The organism is Accumulibacter sp. (assembly GCF_029255125.1).
Lineage (GTDB): Bacteria > Pseudomonadota > Gammaproteobacteria > Burkholderiales > Rhodocyclaceae > Accumulibacter.
Genome location: NZ_JAPUVR010000076.1, coordinates 1 through 20,608 on the forward strand (window position 1 = coordinate 1; position 20,608 = coordinate 20,608).

Consider the following 20,608-nt stretch of genomic DNA (forward strand, 5'->3'; position numbering starts at 1 on the left):
ACTGAAAAACGCCGAGCACATGCTGGCCCTGCGTGTCTGCCGTGCCAACCAGGAGTGGGACAGCTATTGGCAGTCCAGAGGTCAGCAGGCGGCCTAACCCACAGTCGCACTTCCAATTGCACCCCTGGCTGCCGGTCATGCTGTACGCCGCCCCGCAGTCGTCGTGCCGCCATCGTCTCCATTCTCTCCGACGCGACGACCGTCTGCCTGGCGTCGTCGTAGTCACAGTCCGCTGCCACTCTGCCCCTTGCTCGACCAGGAAGGAGACCCCGGCGGCTTCGGGTCGGTCGTCCTGACAAGCCCCGTTAGACTGCGCCAAGATAAAAATTTCTTATTTGGAAAAGGTCGATAGATGCCGCAAGCTCGCTCTCGAGTCGGCTGGGGTCGCTTTTCCTCTGCCGACGACATGTCGTAGTCTGGATCGAGGAGCACGATGAGCATGAGGATCCCCGCACCCGCAGCCCAGCTGGTTGAAGTCCGGCTGGCCAACGTTCTCGACCGGGACCGCTTTGGCGAGCGCTGGATGACTTGGCCACTGGCCGTCAGCCCCGGCGGTTTCTGGGAACTTGACGTTGACATGCTCGGCCTCGATGATGGGACCTACGAGTACGAGTTCATCGTCGACGGCGACACGTCCTCACCGATCGCCGATCCCTTTGCGCGCGAGATTACTCGTTTTGGTGGCTATCGCGGCGTGCTGCACGTGGTTGACGGCGAGGAGGCGTGGCCCGAGTTCGACTGGAGCGACGAGCTGCCGGCCGATGTGACGCTGCCAGCGAACAACCGGATGGTCATCTACGAGATGCCGTTGCGCTGGATGGATGGCGACCTCTCGCGCCAAGTGGGCCTGGGGACATTCGACAAGGCTATCTTTGAGCATCTTGATCGCCTGGCAAAGTCGGGCATCAATTGCATCGAGCTGTTGCCGATCCAGGATTCGCCAGACACGCTGAACTGGGGCTACGGGACGCGCTTCTTCTTCGCGCCGGATTTCGACATGGGCGCACCGGTCGATCTGAAGTTGTTCATCAAGCGTTGCCATCAACGGGGTATCCGCGTCATTCTCGATGTTGTCATGAATCACGCACGCGATTGCCCGCTCGCCCGACTCGCCGGCCAGCGCTATTTCATCACGAAGAACGACGGTGAGTCTGGCGAGCGTGGGGAGGACTACGGTGGAACGATGTTCCGCTACCGTGACCGTGTCGACGGGCAGCACTGGGCACGCCTGTTCCATTTCGACATGGCGAGCTTCTGGATCGAGGAATACCATGTCGATGGTTTCCGCATTGATGAATTCAAAGGAATCAACAACTGGGATTTCATTCAGGAATTTCGTGATAACGCCTGGGAAACCTTTTCCAGCGTTTTCCCGGAAAGGCCATTCATCGTCATTGCCGAGGATTCCTGGTCACGCACGGTAGCGGTGCGGGACGACCAGGCAAATCCTGGCGGTCGTAAGGTGGTCGATGCAATCTGGAATTTCAGCTATCGTGATGAGCTTCGTCGCTTGCTCCTCAACGAGATGCATACGACCTATGGCCAGCCGGCACGGCGCGAGCGCATCGCCGGGATGATTTCTGGTCAGCGACGCTGGGACGACTGGTCGAAGCGTTTCGACGGCGGATTCGGCGATCTGGCGCAGTCGATCATCTACGTCACTTCGCACGACGTCGAGAAAGACGGCGAGCGCCGGTTCATGAACCACGTCCTGTCCTCGCTGCTGCTCTACCATGGCCTGGGCGACGGCGGCTTCGCGCAGGTCCGCGAGATTGCGGAAAGCTTGCAGCGCAACTCGGCGCCGGTTCCCGAATTGGTGCGCAACCTGTATCGGAACGCACTGGCGCGCGTGCGCAGCGCCTACGCACTACTCACGACCTCGGTCGGTGTGCCGATGTTGCTGGCCGGCGAGGAGTTCGCCGACATTCATGATACGAACCATTACGACTGGCAACTCAAAATGTCCGACCCGGTCGACTGGAACCGGCGCGAACACACCGGGCATCGCCAGACGGCCGCCGCCGTCTCGGACCTCTTCTGGCTGCGCGGCGGTCACCCGGCTTTGCAGCGCAATGAGGTCGAATTCCTGCATTTTCACCCGACGATAGACGACAACGACGGAACGCGGGTCTTTGTCTACTGCCGCACGGCTGGCAAGACGCCGGGGTCGGGCGGCCAAGTCGTAGTGGTCGCCAACTGCGGTGGACAGGACTTTCCCGTCTATGAAATCCCCTGGCCGTGGGTCGGTGGCTGCGTCGAGCGTGGCCGCGCGGCGACCGACGCGGCCGGCTGGCAGCGCTCCGCTGCCGGACGCGTCGCACTTGCTCTGCCGGCCTTCGCGGTGCGTGTCTTCGAGACGTTCTGAAAGACAGACAGGCGCGCCAGCCGCCGCATCCGGCTTGCTGTTTCGTCGCCCGCCAGTAGCTGGTTCAGGTCTTCGGGCGAGTGTAAGGCGCCAGCAGCTCGCTACGCATCTGGTAGCCCGCAACGCCCATGCCCGTATCGGCCCGATGCACCTTGAGCCTGCCGCTCACCCACATGGCGTCCATCGTCCGCATTCCGTCGACCGGTTTGTCGGCAAACACGTGAATGATCTGGTTGGCCGGCGGCGGTGGCACATGAATGCAGGCGCCGAAGTAGGGAACGAGGAGGAACTCGACGACCTGTTCGCCTTTTCGCTCGAGCGGCACGACAAAGCCGGCGATACGCACTTTCTGCCCATCAAGCGAAGAATTGACCGGTGCCTGATTCCAGGCCGACTTCATCCGGTCGAGCGCTTCCATCGCCTTCGGGTCGCTATCCTGCAGACGTGCCAAGTCGATTCCCTTGAAAGCCGCCATCGGGTCCCAACCCTTCGGCGTGAGATCCTCCCATTCGATCTGACGGAAACTCGTCGCAGTCGCTTTATCGCTCGCCAGACGCTCGCCGACGCGGTACCTCGCGCCGGCCGCTTCCTTGCTTTCGGCGTGCGTGAGCAGTGGCGCCAGCGCGAGTACGAGCAGTGTGGCGGCGATGCGCAATACGGACATCGGTAAGCCCTGGACGGGAGGATCGATCAGAGACGCGTAGACCTGAAACCGAGGGCTTGCGCCACTCCGCTTACCGCGCACCAGCGGCGAATCCGCGTAGCGCGCCGTCTAGACTGAGAACGACGATCCGCAGCCGCAGGTCGACGACGCGTTCGGGTTCTTGATAACAAACTGTGAGCCCTCGATGCCTTCGGTGTAGTCGATTTCAGCGCCAACCAGATACTGGTAACTCATCGGATCGATGAGCAGGGTGACACCGTTCTTCTGCAACGCAGTGTCGTCCTCGCTAGCGACTTCGTCGAAGGTAAAGCCGTACTGAAAGCCAGAACATCCTCCTCCGGTGACGAAAACGCGCAGCTTGAGATCGGGATTGCCTTCCTCCTCGATCAGTTCCTTTACCTTGTTGGCCGCACTATCGGTGAAGACGAACGGCATGGGAATTTCATTTGCTACATTCATTGCGTAACCCTCCTGCAACTTGCTGAAGTTGAGTAGTCGATAACACCAACTCGGCTCGAAGCAGCCTGGTTCGAGGCAAGAAGCGTGTTCGCCAACAGTTTGTCACTGCCGATTCACCCCATCTGACCCATGGCCGCGAGGGGAGTTCCAGCACGCAGAGCACGCGGCTCTCATCGTCACGCGTCGGCCCGCAGCAAACCGCTCACGGCAGTACGGCAGCCTGCCACAGACCCTCGGTTTCGCGCAAGCCGAACATGATGTTCATGTTCTGTATCGCCTGCCCAGCAGCGCCCTTGACGAGGTTATCGATTACTGCGAGAACGACCAGCACGTTTCCCTGCTGTGGCTGGTGTACTGCAATCCGACAGACATTGGCAGCGCGCACCGAGCGCGTGTCCGGATGCGAACCCGCCGGCATGACATCGATGAACGGCTCGTCAGCGTAGCGCTTCTCGTAAAGTTCCTGAACGTCGGCCGTGTGGCGAATACGTGCGTAAAGCGTCGCGTGAATGCCACGAATCATCGGGGTCAGATGCGGGACGAAGGTGAGACCGACCGGCTGGCCCGCCATACTCGCCAAGCCCTGCCGAATCTCGGGCAGGTGCCGGTGGCCGGGCACCGCGTACGCCTTGAAGTTATCGGCGGCTTCCGAGAACAGTGTGTGAACCTCCGCTTTTCGCCCGGCTCCGGAGACGCCCGATTTGGCGTCGGCGATCAGACTGTCGGAGTCAACCAGCCCAGCTTCCAGCAACGGCATCAGGCCGAGCTGCACGGCTGTCGGGTAGCAGCCGGGGTTGGCGACCAAAAGCGCATTGCGAATCGCCGAGCGATTGCACTCGGGGAGTCCATAAACCGCCTGCTCGACCCACTGCGGACTGGCGTGCGGCTGGCCGTACCAGTGCTCCCATTCAGCGACATCCTTGAGCCGAAAGTCTGCCGCCAGATCGATGACGCGCACACCGGAGGCAAGCAGGGCGGGCGCCTGCTCCATCGCGACCCCGTTCGGCGTGGCGAAAAAGACCACATCGCACACACGCAGGTTGGCGTTCCGGGGATCCTCGAACTTCAGTCTGACGCGCCGCCGCAAGCTCGGGAACATGCTGGCAACCGGCGTTCCCGCGTCTGCCCGCGAAGTGATGACGGCAATCTGTGCTTCCGGATGCTGCGCCAGCAAACGCAGGAGCTCGACCCCGGTGTAGCCGGTGCCACCGACGATTCCGACCTTGATCATATCATCCCTTCGCGTATGCCAGAATTGCTGATCTGCCCACCCAGGAAACGCAAGAGCCGCCCGCAGGCGGCCCTTGCATGGCGCAGAAAGGCCGCGCTCAGCGCTTCGAGAACTGCTTGCGCCGACGTGCCTTGTGGAAACCGACTTTCTTGCGCTCGACTTCGCGTGCATCACGCGTCACGAAACCCGCCTTTGAGAGCGCGGGTTTGAGCGCCGCATCGTACTCGATCAGCGCTCGCGTGATACCGTGGCGCACTGCGCCGGCTTGGCCGGACTCGCCGCCACCGCCGACGTTGACCATGATGTCGAAGGTGTTCAACTGGTCGAGCAGTTGCAGGGGCTGGCGGACCACCATTCGCCCGGTAACGCGCGTGAAGAATTCATCGACTGGCTTGCCATTGACGACGAAGTTGCCACTGCCGCGCTTCATGAAGACGCGGGCGACGGCACTCTTGCGTCTGCCCGTGCCATAGAAGAAATTGTCAGCCATGGTGATCCCTTAGAGTTCCAGAACTTTCGGCTGCTGCGCAGCGTGCGGATGCGCGCTGCCGGCATAGCATTTCAACTTCTTGAGCATGGCGTAGCCCAACGGGCCTTTCGGCAGCATACCCTTGACTGCAAGCTCAAGAATACGGGCCGGAAAACGCTGTTGCATCTTGGTGAAGTTGCTTTCGTAGATTCCTCCCGGATATCCCGAGTGGCGGTAGTATTTCTTGTCTTGTGCCTTGTTACCCGTTACGCGCAGACGTTCGACATTGGTGACGACGATGTAGTCGCCGGTGTCGACATGCGGCGTGAACTCGGGCTTGTGCTTACCACGCAGGCGGCGAGCGATTTCGCTCGCCAGACGACCCAGCACCTTGTCCGTGGCATCGACCACGAGCCACTCGCGCTGAACCTCGTGCGGCTTGGCAGAGAAAGTCTTCATTGGAAACGCTGTCCTTTTATGGCCTGATCACGGAAAGCCCAGCATGATATTGGATCGGGGCAATCCATGTCAATCCTCGCGTCGCCGAAAACTGGCCCGCGACTGCCTTGCGGACGGCGGTGACCGGTCGTCCGCGGCATTGTTGCAGCGCTTCCGGTGGGTTGGTCCATGGCGGGAGCGTGCGCACATGCTCAGCTCGATCGACCGAGCGGCAGGGCTGCTGAGCCGGCGTTGCGCGGTTGGCAGATTTCCGGGCGTCCGCCGCAGCAGTTGTCGGTGAGGAAGCCGACGAGTGCGTTGATTCGCGCCATTTCGGCATGACAGCGAACGAAGCGTCCTTCCTGGACGGTACTGACCAGTCCCGCGTGCGTCAGCGTCTTCAGATGAAACGAGAGCGTTGGTGCCGGCAGCTCGAGCTGTTCGCCGATGAGCCCGACGGTCAGGCCAGCGGGAGCATGTTGCACAAGCAGGCGAAAGATGGCTAGACGACTGTCTTGCGCCAGCGCAGCCAGGGCAGTCACGGCATCGGTCTTGTTCATCCTTCCAACAATACCGAAATAGCGCCAAGCTGCAAAGCGTTTCAAGTCATCAAAGCGGATTACACGGACTTTCGCTGGATGCGCGCAACGGAGGAAACACGCAGGTTGCGGCAGCAAGGCAGCGCTTGCGCCGCTCCGTATCCTGGTCAACACAGAGGCACTGCGCGAGCAGCGCCTCTTTTGCCACCTTGCCGCGGAAAGTGGGCCCAGGGGCCTAGAAGCCGGCGCCCTTGATCGATTTCAGCCCCTTATATACGGCTTTCTTGCCCAGTTGCTCTTCGATCCTCAGCAGCTGATTGTATTTGCAAATCCGATCGGTACGCGAGAGCGAGCCGGTCTTGATTTGCCCAGCGCCGGTGCCAACCGCCAGATCGGCAATGAACGAGTCCTCGGTTTCCCCGGAGCGGTGCGACGAGATCACGCCATAGCCCGCCTTCTGCGCCATCTTGATCGCGTCGAGGGTTTCGGTCACCGTGCCGATCTGATTGACCTTGATCAGAATGGCGTTTGCTGCCTTCATCTCGATACCCTGCTTCAGGCGCGTCGGGTTGGTTACGAAGAAGTCGTCGCCGACGATCTGCACCTTCGCACCGAGCGCCTTGGTAAGCTTCACGTAGCCTTCCCAATCGCTCTGGTCAAGACCATCCTCAATCGAGACGATCGGGTACTTGGCGCACCATTCGGTGTACTTGGCAATCATATCGTCGTCGGTGAAGAGCTTGTCGGGATTCGACTTCCAGAACTTGTAGCCCTTCCGGCCACCCTCGTCGAAGAGTTCGGATGACGCGCAGTCGAGCGCAATGGCAATCTGTTTGCCCGGCTTGTAACCGGCGGCAGCGATCGCCTGCATGACAACATCGAGCGACTCGTCGTTGGTCAGATTGGGGGCAAAACCGCCTTCGTCGCCCACCGCCGTGACATGTCCGCCCTTCTTGAGGATTGCTTTCAGCGCGTGGAACACCTCGGTGATCCAGCGCAGACCCTCGGAGAAGGACGCTGCGCCAACCGGCATGATCATGAACTCCTGGAAGTCGATCAGGTTGTCCGCGTGCTTGCCGCCGTTGATGATGTTCGCCATCGGCGTCGGCAGCGAGAAATTGCGATTCTGGTGGATCTTGCCGATGTACTTCCAGAGCGGCATCTTGCTGACGTTGGCGCCCGCCATCGTGATCGCCATCGACGCGCCGAGGATGGCGTTGGCGCCCAGGGCGGATTTGTTCGGGGTGCCGTCGAGCGCAATCATCGCTTCGTCGAGGGCACGTTGGTCAAGCGGATTCTTACCCTTGAGCAGTTTGGCAATCTTGGTATTGACCGCTTCGACAGCCTTCAGAACACCCTTGCCCAAGTAAGTCTTCTTGTCACCGTCGCGCAGTTCGCAAGCCTCGAACTCGCCGGTGGAGGCGCCTGACGGAACGGCCGCGCGGGCCATGTAGCCGTTGTCAAGCAAGATATCGACTTCAACCGTCGGATTACCACGCGAATCGAGGATCTGCCGACCGACCACCTTGGTGATCGCGACGAATTCGGCCGGCGCAGCGGGCGCTGCGTCCTCTGTTGTTGCTGCCTTTTGCGACTTCTTGACTTTCTCGGGTTTTGCCATGATGGGGCTCCGTGGGAGTGGTTTGGAGAAAACGTCGGCGGTAAGGTCTCAGACCGATCATACCGAATTCGGATGAGCCGGTGCAATGTTTGCGGGCAGGGAAAGCAAGCATTTCTGAGGGCAAAAAAAAGGGCTCCTGCTGAAGCCCGTCTTCCTGCTGCTCTGACCAGATCGATCAGTAGATGATCGCCTGGGTGCGGTTTGTCGCGTTGCCTTCGAGTTGCGGATTCTGGCTGAAGCCACTCTTCATCTGTGCCCGCATCTTGCTGATGACCTGCTTGCGCGACAGCTTGTTTTGCGTCTCGCGCATGACCTTGACCAGGTAGTAGGTGAAGGCCCCGTTGTAACGTCCGTTGAAATAGGCATCCGCACTCGTTTCATTGGCTTTACAGCCGGTCCACAAGACATGATTGGCGCCGGCAACAGCCGCCTTTTCGGCGCTTGCCGCGCCCTTCTTGCCGCCCGCACCGAGCGTGAACCCACGCATCTTGGCGCTCTTCTTGGTGAACTCGTGGTCGGGTGGCGCCACGTAGCGCGGGCGAGGCGCGTGCAAACCGAACTCTGCACCGCGCAGTCCGCTGCCGCTGTGGCAGGTATCGAGATAGACCTCGAGCAGGACGTTGGCCGGCAACTGGACGAAAAGGTCGTGCAGCTCGTCGTCGCTGATGATATGCGCCGGGTTCCAGGCGCCGGCTTTCTCGGCGATATCGTACGGAACGAAAGCTTCGTCCTTGCCGTCGGGCTCATCGCCACTTGTGTCGTTCATCTGCGTCCCGTGCGAAGAAAGGCTGAAGACCAGATAGTTGAGCTTGCCCGCCTTGGCCTCGGCAACCATCGCGTTGAGCCTATCCATGATGTTCGCCTTGGTGGCCTGAGAATCGGTCAGGGTGCTCATTTCGGTTGCCTTGAAACCGAGCAGATCCTTGTATAGCGCTGCCATGTCCTTGGCATCATTGACGCAGCCATTGAGTGCAAACTGCGGATAGTTGGCAAACTTGTTGATGCCTACGAACAGTGCCTTCTTGTTAGCCATATTCTGTCTCCTTCCAGGGCCGCAAGAAAAAAAATCAGCGATGGTGCGGCATCCATCGTCCATGCATTATGCGGCGATCATCAGGCCGTCGCAATGGGCACCGCTGATCCAGAAAAGCGAAGCTGGCTCGGGCAAAAGCATCGCGCGAGGCCGCACACCGCGCGCTCGTCGCGCTTGCCGCGGCGCGTGATCAGCCGTCAGCGGCGAATCATTCGTTCACTTTGGCGCGCCTGCGGGCAGCGTCTGCCGGGTCGCCGGAGGCTGCTCACCAGCCTCGCGCAGCGCGTGACCAGACTGCCCGGAGAAAACGCTGAAACGGTGCTTACCGGCCAGCTTTGCCTGGTACATGGCCTGGTCGGCCTGGCGCAACAATTGGTCGCCGTCAACCTCGTCGTCCTGCGGGTAGAACGTCGCGCCGACGCTGGCTGATATCTGCAGACGCAGCCCATCGACCTGTACCGGCTGCGCGCTGGCGAGTATCAGGCGGTCGAGAATGGGAGCGCTGGCAGCCACGTCGGGCAAATCAAGGAGAACCGCAACGAATTCGTCGCCGCCCAGACGGGCCAAGGTATCACCTTCGCGTAAGGTGCTCTTCATGCGCGTGGCCAGTGCGACCAACAATTGGTCGCCGATCTCGTGGCCGTGATTGTCGTTGATCGCCTTGAACCCGTCGAGGTCGACGAAAGCCACCGTCAGCCCCTCGCCGCGCCGAAGCACCTGACTCATTGCCTGGTGCAGACGATCGCCGAGCAAATTGCGGTTCGGCAGACCGGTCAGCGCGTCGTAGTGAGCGCGGATTTCAAGCTCCTGTTCATACTCCTTCAAGCCGGTAATGTCCGAGAACATGCCCACATACTGCCGCGTGATGCCCTGCTCGTCGCGTACCGCACTGATCGTCAGCCGCGCTGCGAACGGCCGCCCATCCCTGCGACGATTCCAGATCTCGCCGCACCACTGCCCGCGTTCGAGCAACTCCCGCCACATCGCGCTGTAGAACTCTACGCCTTGTCGACCGGAAGAGAGAAAGCGCGGATTGCGGCCGATGGACTCCTCGCGCGAGAAACCCGTCATGGCGGCGAACGCTTCGTTCACGTCGATGATTGTCGCCTCGGCGGAAGTGATCATGATTCCTTCGCGCGCGTTGGTGAATACGCTTGCCGCGTTGATCCGCTGCAGGCGCTCCGACTGAGCACGCTCCTCGGCCAACTGCAACTGCCGGCGATAGTAGGCCAGGGCGAGCAGCGTGATCACCAATAAGGCCGGGACAAGCACGCCCAACAAGGATTGTGCGCTGCTCCGCCAGGGCTGCAGAACGTGCTCGCGGTCAAGATGTGTGAGAACGATAAAGGGGTAAAGGCGCGAAGCGCGGAAGGTGGTCAGCAAGCCTGGTGCTTCCCCAGGTTCGCTGACGAACTGGCCGAACTCCCTCTCTTCCAAGCGCAGGGTGGCGAGCATTCGGTCGTTGGCCATTCCCGGTTGCCCACCGGGATTGCTGTGCATGAGCAACGTTCCGTCGTAACGCAAGACCTCGACCCATCCTTCCTCGTGTTGCAGCTTCTGCAGGACGTGGCCGACGAAGTGGTCCGGGTTCAACGCGACGAGCACCGTCGCCGCCTTCCTGCCACCAAGTTCGACGCTGCGCATCACCGGAACGAAATACGCTTCAGCGACGGCAACCGGGTGATCGGGGGTCGACGGGCGACCATCGGCGAAGTCGCGCCCGGCCCAGGGTGCTCCAACGCGCAGACTGCCGATCTCGCGGCTGGATACGGGCAAGTAGTTCTGTGTTGCCACACGCAGACCGATGTTGCCCAGATTCGAACTGACCGCAATACGGCCGTCGTCATCGAGAAGCGACAGCGAACGTACGAAAGGCGCGTGTTGCAGCGTAGTCACCAGGCGGCCGGCGAGCTCGCGACGCTGCGCTGCCTTCGGTGCGCTGGCCAGCGTGCTCACCGCCACCAGGTCAATCAGGTGCAGGCTTTGCGTCAGAAGATCTTCGAAACCGCGCGAATGCATCGCCGACATGCTCAAACCGTTGGCGATTGCATCGCTGCGCAGGCGGACGAGCGTGAACGCGGCCAATGCGCTCATCCCACCGACCAAGAGCGCCAGGGCGAGCAGATACGCTCGCCGCAGCTGCCACGTACGGGGGCTCATTGCGCCACAATGGCTTCGAGCTTGTGTCGCCGCGCGGCCGCCAGCAGGCGTCCGTCGCGCTTGATGTCGGCAACGAAACGTTCCAGCCGGGTGTGCCAGGGATCGTCTCCGGGCTTCACCGCGTAGGCATAAGATGTCACATGATAGGTCGCCGGCGGCGCAATCAGGCGCGCCCACTCGGCGCTCGCCAGGAAACGCTGACTGTACGGATAGTCGGTCATGAAGACGTCGGCTCGCCCCGACTGCACCTCCTGCTCCCGCGCAAACGGCGTATCGAGTACGACAAGCTGCGCCAACCTGAGCTTGCCCTTCATTACCTGCTCGTGCAAGGTGCCTTTCGCCACTGCGACAATCGAACCGGCCTGATCAATCTGCTGCCAGTCGGTGATCCGTCGGTTTGTCCGACTGGTGATGGCGTAAATGTCACTCGCCAGATACGGACTCGTGAAGCGCAAGTATGCTGCGCGTGACGGCGTGATGCCGACAGCGAACATGGCGACATCACAATGCTCCTTGACGACATCATCGATCAAGCGAGCAAACGAGCTATCGACGAACTCGACGCTTACGCCAAGTTCCTTGCCCAACTCGCCAGCCAGATCGATGTCGATGCCAGCGAGAATCTGGGTTTTCGGGTTGCGATAGGTAATGCTGTAGTAATCGGGCCAGATGCAGACGCGCATGCGTCCGGCTGCCTTGATCCGCTCAAGGCGGCTGGCGGCTGGCTGGGCGAGCAGCACGCGGTCAGGCAGTATGCTGCTGGCAACCATTGTCATGAGCAACATGAGCAGTCTGAGAGCACGCATCGGAACCTCCTGGGAACGGGCCAATGGCTTTCCTGCGAACTTCCGGCCGCGCGGTAAAGCGCGGCTGCCGGTCAGCGCGCCGGCAAGCGATGGGCACCCCGAGCGGCCAACGTCGTTCGCCGTTCTCGGGGGCGAATTGTAGGGCAATCGCTACGCTGGCCGCAAAGGTCGCGCGCCCTCGCCGCAATGTGTATATAATCTCAGTTCTCGGTGATTTCTGGGCGCTCGTCTGCAGTATCGCCGAAAATGGGATAATTCGCGCCCATCCAACAAGAGGACAGGAAATGGAAGACAACAAGGCGAAAGCGCTGGCCGCAGCGTTGGCTCAGATCGAAAAGCAGTTCGGCAAGGGCTCGATCATGAAAATGGGCGAAGGCAGCGTGGTGAACGATGTGCCGGTCGTGTCTACCGGTTCGCTCGGACTCGACATTGCGCTTGGCATCGGTGGTTTGCCGCGCGGACGCGTGGTCGAGATCTACGGGCCGGAATCGTCAGGCAAGACCACATTAACCTTGCAGGTGATTGCCGAGATGCAGAAGCTCGGCGGAACGGCGGCGTTCATCGACGCCGAGCATGCTTTGGATCCGGCATACGCGCAGAAGCTCGGGGTAAACCTGGACGAACTTCTCATCTCGCAGCCGGATACCGGCGAACAGGCACTGGAAATCGCTGACATGCTGGTCCGCTCGGCAAGCGTCGACGTTGTCGTCATCGATTCGGTCGCCGCGCTCGTACCGAAAGCGGAGATCGAAGGCGAGATGGGCGATTCGCTACCCGGCCTGCAAGCCCGCCTGATGAGCCAGGCGTTGCGCAAGCTGACTGCCAACATCAACCGTACGAACACGCTAGTCGTATTCATCAATCAGATTCGGATGAAGATTGGCGTCATGTTCGGCAGCCCGGAAACCACGACCGGCGGCAACGCCTTGAAGTTCTACGCCTCGGTTCGTCTGGACATTCGACGCATCGGCAGCATCAAGAAGGGTGACGAAGTCATCGGTAGCGAAACCCGCGTCAAGGTGGTCAAGAACAAAGTCGCCCCCCCGTTTCGCGAGGCGATCTTCGACATTCTCTACGGCGAAGGAACCTCGCGCGAAGGCGAGATCGTCGAACTTGGCGTGCAGCACAAGCTGATCGACAAATCGGGCTCCTGGTACGCTTACAATGGCGAGAAGATCGGCCAGGGCAAGGACAACGCGCGCGAATACCTGAAAGGCAAGCCACAGATTGCCCAGGAAATCGAAGCGCGAATTCGCGCCGCGGTGAAGGTGCCGGCGCCCTCGGCAGCGCCGACGGCCTGAACCTTACAGGAAGATGCCCAACACTTTGCGCGAGCGTGCCCTGCGTTTGCTGGCGCGGCGCGAATACGCGCGCAGTGAATTGGCCCGCAAGCTCCTCGCGACCAGTGGCGAGGCGGCACCAGTGCTGAATGCGCTGCTCGACGAGCTGAGTGCCGAGGGCCTCTTGTCGGACCAACGTTACTGTGAGACCCGCGTCGCTCTGCGCGGCCGAAAGTTTGGTGATGCGCGGTTGGCTGGGGAACTGCGCGCCCAGGGCCTGGCCGGTGATCTGGTGGAGGCTGCGTTGGCCGCCGGCGAAGACGAAGTCAGCCGGGCGCGCCGCCTCTGGCAGCGACGATTTGCTGGGCAATCACCGACAACCGCCGATCCGGCCGATAATGCACGGCAAGTTCGCTTTCTGGCCGCGCGCGGATTCTCCAGCGAAACGATTCGGCGCGTACTGCGCGGCAACCGGGAAGACGACTGAGACATGTCCGATACGCAGAGCAAGTTATTCACACAGCATCTAAAGAAGCGGTACAAGTCGCGCACGGTGGTGCACGACGTCTCCTTCGAGGTGGTCAGCGGCGAGGTCGTCGGCCTGCTCGGCCCGAACGGAGCCGGCAAGACCACCTGCTTCTACATGGTCGTCGGCCTGGCGGCATGTGACGGTGGCGACGTGTATCTCGACGCAACGCAACTGACGCACCTGCCGATCCACAAGCGCGCTCGCTTGGGGGTGTCGTACCTGCCGCAGGAGGCTTCGGTCTTTCGCAAGCTGACCGTTGGCGAGAACATCAAGGCGGTGCTCGAACTGCAAAACCTGTCGGCCAGCGATGTCGAGTCGCGCAGTGAAGACCTCCTCGATGAGTTGCACATCGGCCACCTGCGCAACAGTCCTGCCACCTCGCTGTCGGGCGGCGAACGTCGGCGGGTCGAGATCGCGCGCGCCCTGGCAACTTCACCGCGCTTCATACTGCTTGACGAACCCTTCGCTGGCGTCGATCCGATTGCCGTGCTCGATATCCAAAAAATCATCCGCTTTCTCAAGGATCGCGGCATCGGCGTCCTGATCACCGACCACAATGTGCGTGAAACGCTGGGCATCTGCGACCACGCATACATCATAAACGAAGGCTGCGTGCTTGCGGCTGGCCGGCCCGAGGAAATCATTTATAATGAAAACGTCCGGAAGGTTTATCTGGGCGAGAACTTCCGCCTCTGAAACTGACGGCCCCGCAGCCACGATGCGCGAACCACATGGGCAGTTCCCCAGGCCAATGCCGCGGCTTTCCTGGTTCCGTTAATGAAACCATCCCTTCAGCTCAAGCTTTCTCAGCATCTCGCACTGACGCCCCAGTTGCAGCAGTCCATTCGGCTGCTTCAGTTGTCGACGGTCGAGCTTGAACATGAACTCGAGCGTTACCTGCTCGACAATCCGCTGCTCGAACGCGCCGAGGACTACGCGCTCGCCGCCAACGCGCCGACGACCGGCGACGGCGAGATCGCACCGCGCAGCGACGCACCCGCCGAGCCAAGCGAGAGCCCATCGCCCGACGAGGAAAGCTGGCTGGGGGAAGAAGCTGCTTACCTGAGACAACCAGGCTCGTTCGATGAAGACGACGACGACTATCACGATGTGCAAGCGGCAAGCATATCGCTGCGCGAACATCTCTTGTCTCAGCTTGGACTGATGACTCTTTCGGGGCGCGACCAGGTACTGGTCGGCTGTCTGATCGATGCGCTCGACGACGACGGCTATCTTACCCAAGCCCTTGACGAACTCGCCGAAAGCATGCCGGCGGAGCTCGATATTGCGGCCGAGGAACTGCAGATTGCGCTCATTCATCTGCAGCACCTCGATCCGACCGGCATTGGCGCGCGTGGTTTGCAGGAGTGCCTGGCTTTGCAGCTCCAGGCGCTGGCGCCCGACGCGACGCGCAATCTGGCGCTGGAAATCGTGCATAAGCACCTGGAGCTCCTGGGTAACCACGATTTCCAGAAACTCAAACGGCTCACCGGTTGCGACGACGAAGCCTTACGAGCGGCGCACCTGCTGATCTGCAGCCTCAACCCGCGGCCAGGAGCGCAGTACTCGACGGCCGACATCCGGTACATCATGCCTGACGTGGTGGTCCGCAAGCTGCGCGGGCAATGGACCGTGAACATCAACTCGGATGCCTTTCCGCGGTTGAAAATCAACAGCCTGTACGCGCAAATCCTGGCCCGCCAACGCGGCTCCGGTCTTGCTGGGCAGTTGCAGGAAGCGCGTTGGCTGATCCGCAACGTGCAGCAGCGGTTTGACACCATCCTGCGCGTGGCGCAGGCTATCGTCGACCGGCAGCGTCAGTTCCTCGATCACGGCGATGTCGCCATGCGTCCGCTGGTTCTCCGGGAGATCGCGGAAACGCTCGGCCTGCATGAATCCACCATCTCGCGCGTGACGACCCAGAAGTACATGGCGACGCCGCGAGGCATCTTCGAGTTGAAGTATTTTTTTGGCAGTCACGTCAGCACCGAGACCGGTGGGGCGTGTTCGGCGACGGCGATTCGAGCGCTGATCAAGCAGTTGATCAGCGCCGAGGAACCGACGAAACCCCTTTCGGATAGTCAAATATCCGAGGTTCTTGGCCAGCAGGGCATTGTGGTTGCTCGCCGCACGATCGCCAAGTATCGTGAGGCACTCAATATCCCGCCGGTCAACTTACGCAAGTCCATTTAAGAAGAAGGAGCTGCATCATGAACCTGCAAGTCAGTGGACACCATCTCGAGATCACCCCGGCGCTGCGCGACTATGTTGCGAACAAGCTCGAGCGGATCACACGCCACTTCGACAACGTGATCGATGTGAACGTGATCTTGTCGGTGGACAAACTGAAGCAGAAGGCCGAAGTTACGGTTCACCTGGCGGGCAAGGACGTCTATGTCGAAACCGACGACGAGGACCTGTACGCGGCAGTCGACGCCCTCGCAGACAAGCTCGAACGTCAGGTCCAGAAGTACAAGCAGAAGCTGCAGGATCACCATCGCGGCAACAAGATTACCGATCATATCGTTGCCGAGTAGCGACGCTTCGTCACGCCCGCGAGGTCGCCCAGAGGCGGCTTCGCGCACGCTTGAGCTTCAACTTATCCACGTCTGTTCTTTTCGGGTCTTTGTCGCATGAGCCAAATTACCCAGCTACTACCCCTCGAAAACATTCTTCTCGACCTGGACGCGAGCAGCAAGAAGCGCGTCTTCGAGCACGTCGGGCTCCTGTTCGAAAACTATCTCGGTATTGCGCGCAGCAGCGTTTTCGACAGCCTTTTCGCGCGCGAAAGACTGGGCTCCACCGGCCTTGGGCAAGGAGTAGCGATCCCGCACGGACGAATCAGGGGCCTCAACGAGGCGACCGCCGCCTTCATCCGCCTGGCCAATCCGGTTCCCTTCGATTCGCCGGACGGCAAACCGGTTTCATTGCTTTTCGTTCTTCTCGTCCCCGAAGTGGCAACCGAGCAGCACTTGCAGATTCTTTCTGAACTGGCACAGCATTTCTCCGACCGTGCGTGCCGCGAGGCACTGACCAAGGCGCCTGACGGCGAAACCGTCCGCCGAATATTCGCCGGATAGAAATGAACGCACCGCGGCAGTTCAGCGTGGCCCAGATGTATGAGGACCACCGGGACAAACTGAAACTCTCGTGGGTCATCGCGATTGGTGTCGATCGCAAGATTGAACTCAAGGAACAGGGACATTACGGTGCCGATGTCGTCGGTCACCTGAACCTGATCCACCCGGAACGCTTGCAGGTCATCGGGCGGGCAGAGCATGCTTGGGCCGCACGCGTTACCGCCGAGCGCCTGCGCAGTCAGGTCAAGGAACTGATGGCAGCCCGGCCGCCAGCGCTGATGGTGGCCGACGGCCTCGACATCCTGCCGGAAATCCGTGAGGCCTGCGAGTCCACCCAGACCCCGCTCTTTGCCAGTCCGAAGCCCTGCTCGGCAGTGATCGAACTACTGCGCATCTATCTTTCGCGTCGGCTGGCCGGCTCGACCTCGGTTCACGGCGTGTTGATGGACGTCTTCGGAATGGGCGTCCTGATCACGGGCGACTCCGGCGTAGGGAAAAGCGAGCTGGCGCTAGAGCTCATCTCGCGTGGGCACGGCCTGGTTGCCGATGATGTCGTCGAACTGGCCTGCATCGCGCCGACGACAATTGAAGGACGTTGCCCAAGCATGCTGCGTGACTTCCTGGAAGTGCGCGGGCTCGGCTTGCTCAACATCCGGACGATCTTTGGCGAAACGGCCTCGCGCCGGAAAATGAAACTGAAGCTGATTGCCCATCTGCAGCGACCGATCGTCGGCGCCGACGGGCCCCGACTGCCGCTCGATGCGCAGACGCAGGAAATTCTCGGGGTTCCGGTACGTAAAGTCGTTATTCCGGTCGCTGCAGGCAGGAATATCGCCGTGCTACTGGAAGCCGCCGTAAGAAACAGTATTCTCCAGTTGCGCGGCATCGACAGCATGGGTGATTTCATCACCCGCCAGCAGCAGGCCTTGTTTGACGAAGATCTCTAATCGATACCCCGCCCGGCGCAGTCGTCACTCCCGCCCAGCTTCCCGAGCCGAACATGCACGCTTCGCGTTTTGACGTAGTCATCCTGGGTGGCGGACTGGCCGGTCTAGCACTGGCCTGCGCGTTGCGCGAGACGCGCCTGAAGATCGGCCTGGTCGAGCAGCAAGCCCCGACGCGCCCAAGCGGCTGGGATGCGCGCGTTTACGCGGTGTCACCGGCGAACGCCACGTTTCTGCAGGAAATCGGCGTCTGGAAGCACCTGCCGGTCGAACGCCTGGCATCTGTGCAGACAATGAGGATCACCGGCGACGCCGGTGCTCACCTGGTCTTCTCGGCGTATGAGTCCGGGGTATCGGAGCTCGCCTGGATCGCCGAATCGTCGCTGATGGCGTGCGAGCTCTGGGAAAACGTCAAGCGACAAGCCAACCTGACGCTGTTCTCTCCGGCTCAGGCGAAGGCCGTCGAGATCGGCGATGGGCACGCGCATCTTCTCCTGAGCGACGGCGGCAGCGTCACGACACGCCTCGTCGTCGGTGCCGACGGGCGCGATTCGTGGCTACGCCAGGCGGTCGGCCTGCCGGCCATCGACTTTCATTACGGTGACATGGGCGTCGTGGCGAATTTTTCCTGCGAGTTGCCACACCGCTCGATCGCTCGGCAGTGGTTTCTTGGCGATAGTGTCCTCGCCTGGTTGCCATTGGCCGGCGACCGGATTTCGCTGGTCTGGTCGCTCCCGGATGAGCACGCAAGGGAGTTGCTGACTCTGGGCGCGGAAGAATTCTGCCGCCGGGTCGCTGCGGCGGGAGGCAATGAACTTGGCAGGTTCACCCTGTTGACGCCGGCTGCTGCTTTCTCCTTGCGGCTTATGCAGGTACCGCAGACGGTCGCGTTTCGCGTCGCTCTGCTCGGTGACGCCGCGCACGCTATTCATCCGCTATCTGGACATGGAATCAACCTCGGCTTTCAGGACGCGCGCGCGCTTGCCCACCTACTCGCGACGACGCCCGAATGGCAGGACATCGGCAGCCAGCGCCTGCTCCGCCGCTACGAGCGCGCGCGCCGCGAAGAGACCTTGCTCATGCAGGGTGCTACGCATGCGCTGCAGCAGCTTTTCCGCCGCGCAATGCCGGGTTTGCGACAGTTGCGCAACGCCGGGATGAACCTGACGAACGCCCTGCCGGTCATAAAGAATTTGCTCGTGCGCTACGCTAGCGGCCATTTTTGAAGATCCGCTACCTCACTCCGGAGAATACCGATGTACAAGACCGTCTTGCCGCTCGTCGTTGCGGTGTCCTTCAGCCTGTCGACCTTGGCAGACGAGGCTTCTGTCAAGAAGATCGTCGAAGGCAAGCTCGGCGGTTCTGTGAGCAGCGTCAGTCGCACACCGTATTTCGGACTCTATGAGTTGTACGTCGACGGCCAGATCGTTTATACCGACGAGAAGGTCTCGGCGCTGGTCGTCGGTTCGCTGATCGACGGCAAGACCATGAAGAACGTCACCGCCGAGCGAATGCAGAAACTGAGCGCAATCAAGTTCTCCGAATTGCCGCTGGCACTTGCCGTGAAGCAGGTGCGCGGCGATGGAAAGCGCGTCTTCGCCACCTTCGAGGATCCCAACTGCGGCTACTGCAAGCGGCTGGCCAAAGACCTCGCCAAGCTTGACAACGTCACTATCTACACCTTTCTCTACCCGATTCTCTCGCCAGACTCGCTTGAAAAATCCAATCAGATCTGGTGCGCACCGGATCGGGTCAGGGCCTGGAACGAATGGATGATCGAGGGCAAGGCGCCGAGCGGACGTAGCGATTGCGACACGACGGCAGTCAGGAAGACGATCGAAACCGGCCGCAAGCTGGCGATCAATGGCACCCCGACGATTTTCTTTGCCGACGGCGAGCGTGTGCCTGGCGCGATGCCCTTAGCGAAAATCGAGCAGAAGCTTTCCCAGAACGCTGGACGCTAGCCAGGTGCAGCGCCCAGGCACCATCGCCTTCCTGCCCCGCCCGGGACGGACAACCCTTTTCTGCTGCGGCCGGGCGAAAGCGTGTATAGTTTTGCCGTTCGTAGCCCGCGGGCGCTTCCCCCCGATCAGCCGCTTGCTCGTTGGCCGCTGGTGTCGGTCGGGTGAGCGCAGCCGCCGCGGCAACTCGGCATCATTTGAGTTGGTGAGCAGCCTGTCTGTCGTGCACGATGGCCTCTCGGTTCGGGAACTGGCAATGAATGTGTTTGTAAGCAAGCGCTCGCGGCTCACCGCAGTAGCGGATCAAAGCCATCTCTTCAAGGTGTTCGCTCAGACCAGGTCGGGTCGGACCAGGCTCGCGCTCTGTCCGCGTGAGCAGGCGGCGCGCTGCGCCGCAGTTCGACCGCACGGCAGGCCGCAGCTACGTGCTAATCGTCGGTAGGCAGGAGGCACGCATGCCGTCACCCCCGCGATCTTCTACACAGCGGCGCTGGTCGATGCGCCCGCTCATTTCTCCCTTGGCGGCCTGCGTGGCAGTGCTCGCCTTGCTCGCCGGCTGCGCGAGCAGCCAGCAAGCGGCCAAGGACGTCCGCCCGACAGTGGCTCCCGTGACCGATCCGTCGGCGCGCAACACGGCACTCACCGTCGGGCGTGGCTCGCCCAAGCCGACGCCTTATGCCGCTGAACCTGAGAAGCGGACCGTATATTTCGCTTTTGGCGAGGCGGCAATCGACGAGGACGGCGGCGAGGTGCTGCGCCAGAATGCGCAGAAGCTGAAGGAGGATTCCCAGTTGGTCGTCACGCTCGTCGGACACACCGACAATCTGGGCAGCCCGGCCTACAATCTGGCGGTTGCCGACAAACGTGTCGAGGCGGTCAGCGAGCGGCTGCGCTCACTCGGCGTGGCGCGAACACAGATTCGCCGCCTGCCGGTTGGCAGCGAACACAGCAGCAAGATCCGCTGTGATGGCGAAACATGCCGGCGAGCGATGCGGCGGGTCGAACTCGTTTACGAACGACGTTGACCGA

21 protein-coding genes are annotated in these 20,608 nt (G+C 61.2%); 11 read left to right on the top strand and 10 right to left on the bottom strand.

Annotated elements, in window-relative coordinates; translation table 11 throughout:
* Positions 1 to 433: 433 nt before the first annotated feature.
* Entirely contained in the window at positions 434 to 2,365 is a 1,932-nt protein-coding gene (locus Q1L59_RS03730; protein WP_300328214.1) for an alpha-amylase family glycosyl hydrolase, read from the top strand.
* A 64-nt stretch (positions 2,366 to 2,429) separates the two neighbouring features.
* Here the strand turns inward: Q1L59_RS03730 and Q1L59_RS03735 are convergent, their stop codons facing one another.
* From Q1L59_RS03735 to Q1L59_RS03780, 10 genes are all read right to left on the bottom strand, one after another.
* On the bottom strand, positions 2,430 to 3,029 hold the full coding sequence (locus Q1L59_RS03735; protein WP_300328216.1) for a DUF3299 domain-containing protein: 600 nt from the start codon (positions 3,027 to 3,029) through the stop codon (positions 2,430 to 2,432).
* Positions 3,030 to 3,137: 108 nt separating this feature from the next.
* The gene (gene erpA, locus Q1L59_RS03740; RefSeq protein WP_300328218.1) at positions 3,138 to 3,488 is read right to left on the bottom strand and encodes an iron-sulfur cluster insertion protein ErpA; all 351 of its coding nucleotides are present in this window, start codon (positions 3,486 to 3,488) and stop codon (positions 3,138 to 3,140) included.
* Between the two features lie 202 nt (positions 3,489 to 3,690).
* Positions 3,691 to 4,719 (bottom strand): N-acetyl-gamma-glutamyl-phosphate reductase, encoded by a 1,029-nt coding sequence (gene argC / locus Q1L59_RS03745; protein ID WP_300328220.1) that lies wholly within the window; start codon positions 4,717 to 4,719, stop codon positions 3,691 to 3,693.
* A 97-nt stretch (positions 4,720 to 4,816) separates the two neighbouring features.
* Positions 4,817 to 5,209 carry a 30S ribosomal protein S9 gene (gene rpsI / locus Q1L59_RS03750; RefSeq protein WP_300328223.1) on the bottom strand — a complete coding sequence of 131 codons (393 nt, stop codon included), beginning with the start codon at positions 5,207 to 5,209 and terminating at the stop codon, positions 4,817 to 4,819.
* Between the two features lie 9 nt (positions 5,210 to 5,218).
* Positions 5,219 to 5,647, bottom strand: a complete 429-nt coding sequence (rplM, locus tag Q1L59_RS03755) for a 50S ribosomal protein L13 (RefSeq protein ID WP_300328225.1) — start codon at positions 5,645 to 5,647, stop codon at positions 5,219 to 5,221.
* 191 nt (positions 5,648 to 5,838) lie between these two features.
* Entirely contained in the window at positions 5,839 to 6,186 is a 348-nt protein-coding gene (locus Q1L59_RS03760; RefSeq protein WP_300328228.1) for a metalloregulator ArsR/SmtB family transcription factor, read from the bottom strand.
* Positions 6,187 to 6,400: 214 nt separating this feature from the next.
* Positions 6,401 to 7,786: a phosphopyruvate hydratase gene (gene eno / locus Q1L59_RS03765; protein WP_300328230.1), complete on the bottom strand. Its 1,386-nt coding sequence runs from the start codon at positions 7,784 to 7,786 to the stop codon at positions 6,401 to 6,403.
* A gap of 175 nt (positions 7,787 to 7,961) precedes the next feature.
* Complete coding sequence (locus Q1L59_RS03770) at positions 7,962 to 8,819, bottom strand: caspase family protein (protein ID WP_300328232.1); 858 nt, start codon at positions 8,817 to 8,819, stop codon at positions 7,962 to 7,964.
* Positions 8,820 to 9,035: 216 nt separating this feature from the next.
* Entirely contained in the window at positions 9,036 to 10,979 is a 1,944-nt protein-coding gene (locus tag Q1L59_RS03775) for a diguanylate cyclase (protein WP_300328235.1), read from the bottom strand.
* Complete coding sequence (locus Q1L59_RS03780; protein WP_300328500.1) at positions 10,976 to 11,749, bottom strand: ABC transporter substrate-binding protein; 774 nt, start codon at positions 11,747 to 11,749, stop codon at positions 10,976 to 10,978. Before Q1L59_RS03780 ends, Q1L59_RS03775 begins: the two co-directional genes overlap by 4 nt.
* A gap of 320 nt (positions 11,750 to 12,069) precedes the next feature.
* Between Q1L59_RS03780 and recA the strand changes: the two genes are divergently transcribed.
* The 10 genes from recA (at position 12,070) to Q1L59_RS03830 (ending at position 20,604) form a co-directional block, all read left to right on the top strand.
* Positions 12,070 to 13,086 carry a recombinase RecA gene (gene recA, locus Q1L59_RS03785; protein WP_300328238.1) on the top strand — a complete coding sequence of 339 codons (1,017 nt, stop codon included), beginning with the start codon at positions 12,070 to 12,072 and terminating at the stop codon, positions 13,084 to 13,086.
* 13 nt (positions 13,087 to 13,099) lie between these two features.
* Positions 13,100 to 13,552 carry a regulatory protein RecX gene (locus tag Q1L59_RS03790; RefSeq protein ID WP_300328241.1) on the top strand — a complete coding sequence of 151 codons (453 nt, stop codon included), beginning with the start codon at positions 13,100 to 13,102 and terminating at the stop codon, positions 13,550 to 13,552.
* A gap of 3 nt (positions 13,553 to 13,555) precedes the next feature.
* Positions 13,556 to 14,290 (top strand): LPS export ABC transporter ATP-binding protein, encoded by a 735-nt coding sequence (lptB, locus tag Q1L59_RS03795; RefSeq protein ID WP_300328244.1) that lies wholly within the window; start codon positions 13,556 to 13,558, stop codon positions 14,288 to 14,290.
* Between the two features lie 81 nt (positions 14,291 to 14,371).
* Positions 14,372 to 15,787 carry an RNA polymerase factor sigma-54 gene (locus Q1L59_RS03800; RefSeq protein WP_300328247.1) on the top strand — a complete coding sequence of 472 codons (1,416 nt, stop codon included), beginning with the start codon at positions 14,372 to 14,374 and terminating at the stop codon, positions 15,785 to 15,787.
* Positions 15,788 to 15,804: 17 nt separating this feature from the next.
* On the top strand, positions 15,805 to 16,131 hold the full coding sequence (raiA, locus tag Q1L59_RS03805) for a ribosome-associated translation inhibitor RaiA (protein WP_300328250.1): 327 nt from the start codon (positions 15,805 to 15,807) through the stop codon (positions 16,129 to 16,131).
* A 96-nt stretch (positions 16,132 to 16,227) separates the two neighbouring features.
* Positions 16,228 to 16,674, top strand: coding sequence for a PTS IIA-like nitrogen regulatory protein PtsN (gene ptsN, locus Q1L59_RS03810; RefSeq protein ID WP_300328253.1), 447 nt, complete (start codon positions 16,228 to 16,230; stop codon positions 16,672 to 16,674).
* Positions 16,675 to 16,676: 2 nt separating this feature from the next.
* Entirely contained in the window at positions 16,677 to 17,621 is a 945-nt protein-coding gene (gene hprK, locus Q1L59_RS03815; RefSeq protein WP_300328255.1) for an HPr(Ser) kinase/phosphatase, read from the top strand.
* 53 nt (positions 17,622 to 17,674) lie between these two features.
* Positions 17,675 to 18,844, top strand: coding sequence for a UbiH/UbiF family hydroxylase (locus Q1L59_RS03820; RefSeq protein ID WP_300328257.1), 1,170 nt, complete (start codon positions 17,675 to 17,677; stop codon positions 18,842 to 18,844).
* A 30-nt stretch (positions 18,845 to 18,874) separates the two neighbouring features.
* Entirely contained in the window at positions 18,875 to 19,582 is a 708-nt protein-coding gene (locus Q1L59_RS03825) for a DsbC family protein (protein WP_300328260.1), read from the top strand.
* A gap of 452 nt (positions 19,583 to 20,034) precedes the next feature.
* The gene (locus Q1L59_RS03830) at positions 20,035 to 20,604 is read left to right on the top strand and encodes an OmpA family protein (RefSeq protein WP_300328264.1); all 570 of its coding nucleotides are present in this window, start codon (positions 20,035 to 20,037) and stop codon (positions 20,602 to 20,604) included.
* Positions 20,605 to 20,608 lie beyond the last annotated feature (4 nt).

Coding starts and splice junctions, on each gene's coding strand:
- Q1L59_RS03830 (WP_300328264.1), top strand. CDS start 20,035: ATGCCGTCACCCCCGCGATCTTCTACACAGCGGCGCTGGTCGATGCGC.
- raiA (WP_300328250.1), top strand. CDS start 15,805: ATGAACCTGCAAGTCAGTGGACACCATCTCGAGATCACCCCGGCGCTG.
- rplM (WP_300328225.1), bottom strand. CDS start 5,647: ATGAAGACTTTCTCTGCCAAGCCGCACGAGGTTCAGCGCGAGTGGCTC.
- Q1L59_RS03790 (WP_300328241.1), top strand. CDS start 13,100: ATGCCCAACACTTTGCGCGAGCGTGCCCTGCGTTTGCTGGCGCGGCGC.
- Q1L59_RS03820 (WP_300328257.1), top strand. CDS start 17,675: ATGCACGCTTCGCGTTTTGACGTAGTCATCCTGGGTGGCGGACTGGCC.
- Q1L59_RS03775 (WP_300328235.1), bottom strand. CDS start 10,979: ATGAGCCCCCGTACGTGGCAGCTGCGGCGAGCGTATCTGCTCGCCCTG.
- recA (WP_300328238.1), top strand. CDS start 12,070: ATGGAAGACAACAAGGCGAAAGCGCTGGCCGCAGCGTTGGCTCAGATC.
- Q1L59_RS03825 (WP_300328260.1), top strand. CDS start 18,875: ATGTACAAGACCGTCTTGCCGCTCGTCGTTGCGGTGTCCTTCAGCCTG.
- Q1L59_RS03730 (WP_300328214.1), top strand. CDS start 434: ATGAGCATGAGGATCCCCGCACCCGCAGCCCAGCTGGTTGAAGTCCGG.
- erpA (WP_300328218.1), bottom strand. CDS start 3,488: ATGAATGTAGCAAATGAAATTCCCATGCCGTTCGTCTTCACCGATAGT.
- lptB (WP_300328244.1), top strand. CDS start 13,556: ATGTCCGATACGCAGAGCAAGTTATTCACACAGCATCTAAAGAAGCGG.
- Q1L59_RS03770 (WP_300328232.1), bottom strand. CDS start 8,819: ATGGCTAACAAGAAGGCACTGTTCGTAGGCATCAACAAGTTTGCCAAC.
- hprK (WP_300328255.1), top strand. CDS start 16,677: ATGAACGCACCGCGGCAGTTCAGCGTGGCCCAGATGTATGAGGACCAC.
- ptsN (WP_300328253.1), top strand. CDS start 16,228: ATGAGCCAAATTACCCAGCTACTACCCCTCGAAAACATTCTTCTCGAC.
- Q1L59_RS03735 (WP_300328216.1), bottom strand. CDS start 3,029: ATGTCCGTATTGCGCATCGCCGCCACACTGCTCGTACTCGCGCTGGCG.
- argC (WP_300328220.1), bottom strand. CDS start 4,719: ATGATCAAGGTCGGAATCGTCGGTGGCACCGGCTACACCGGGGTCGAG.
- Q1L59_RS03760 (WP_300328228.1), bottom strand. CDS start 6,186: ATGAACAAGACCGATGCCGTGACTGCCCTGGCTGCGCTGGCGCAAGAC.
- Q1L59_RS03780 (WP_300328500.1), bottom strand. CDS start 11,749: ATGGTTGCCAGCAGCATACTGCCTGACCGCGTGCTGCTCGCCCAGCCA.
- rpsI (WP_300328223.1), bottom strand. CDS start 5,209: ATGGCTGACAATTTCTTCTATGGCACGGGCAGACGCAAGAGTGCCGTC.
- Q1L59_RS03800 (WP_300328247.1), top strand. CDS start 14,372: ATGAAACCATCCCTTCAGCTCAAGCTTTCTCAGCATCTCGCACTGACG.
- eno (WP_300328230.1), bottom strand. CDS start 7,786: ATGGCAAAACCCGAGAAAGTCAAGAAGTCGCAAAAGGCAGCAACAACA.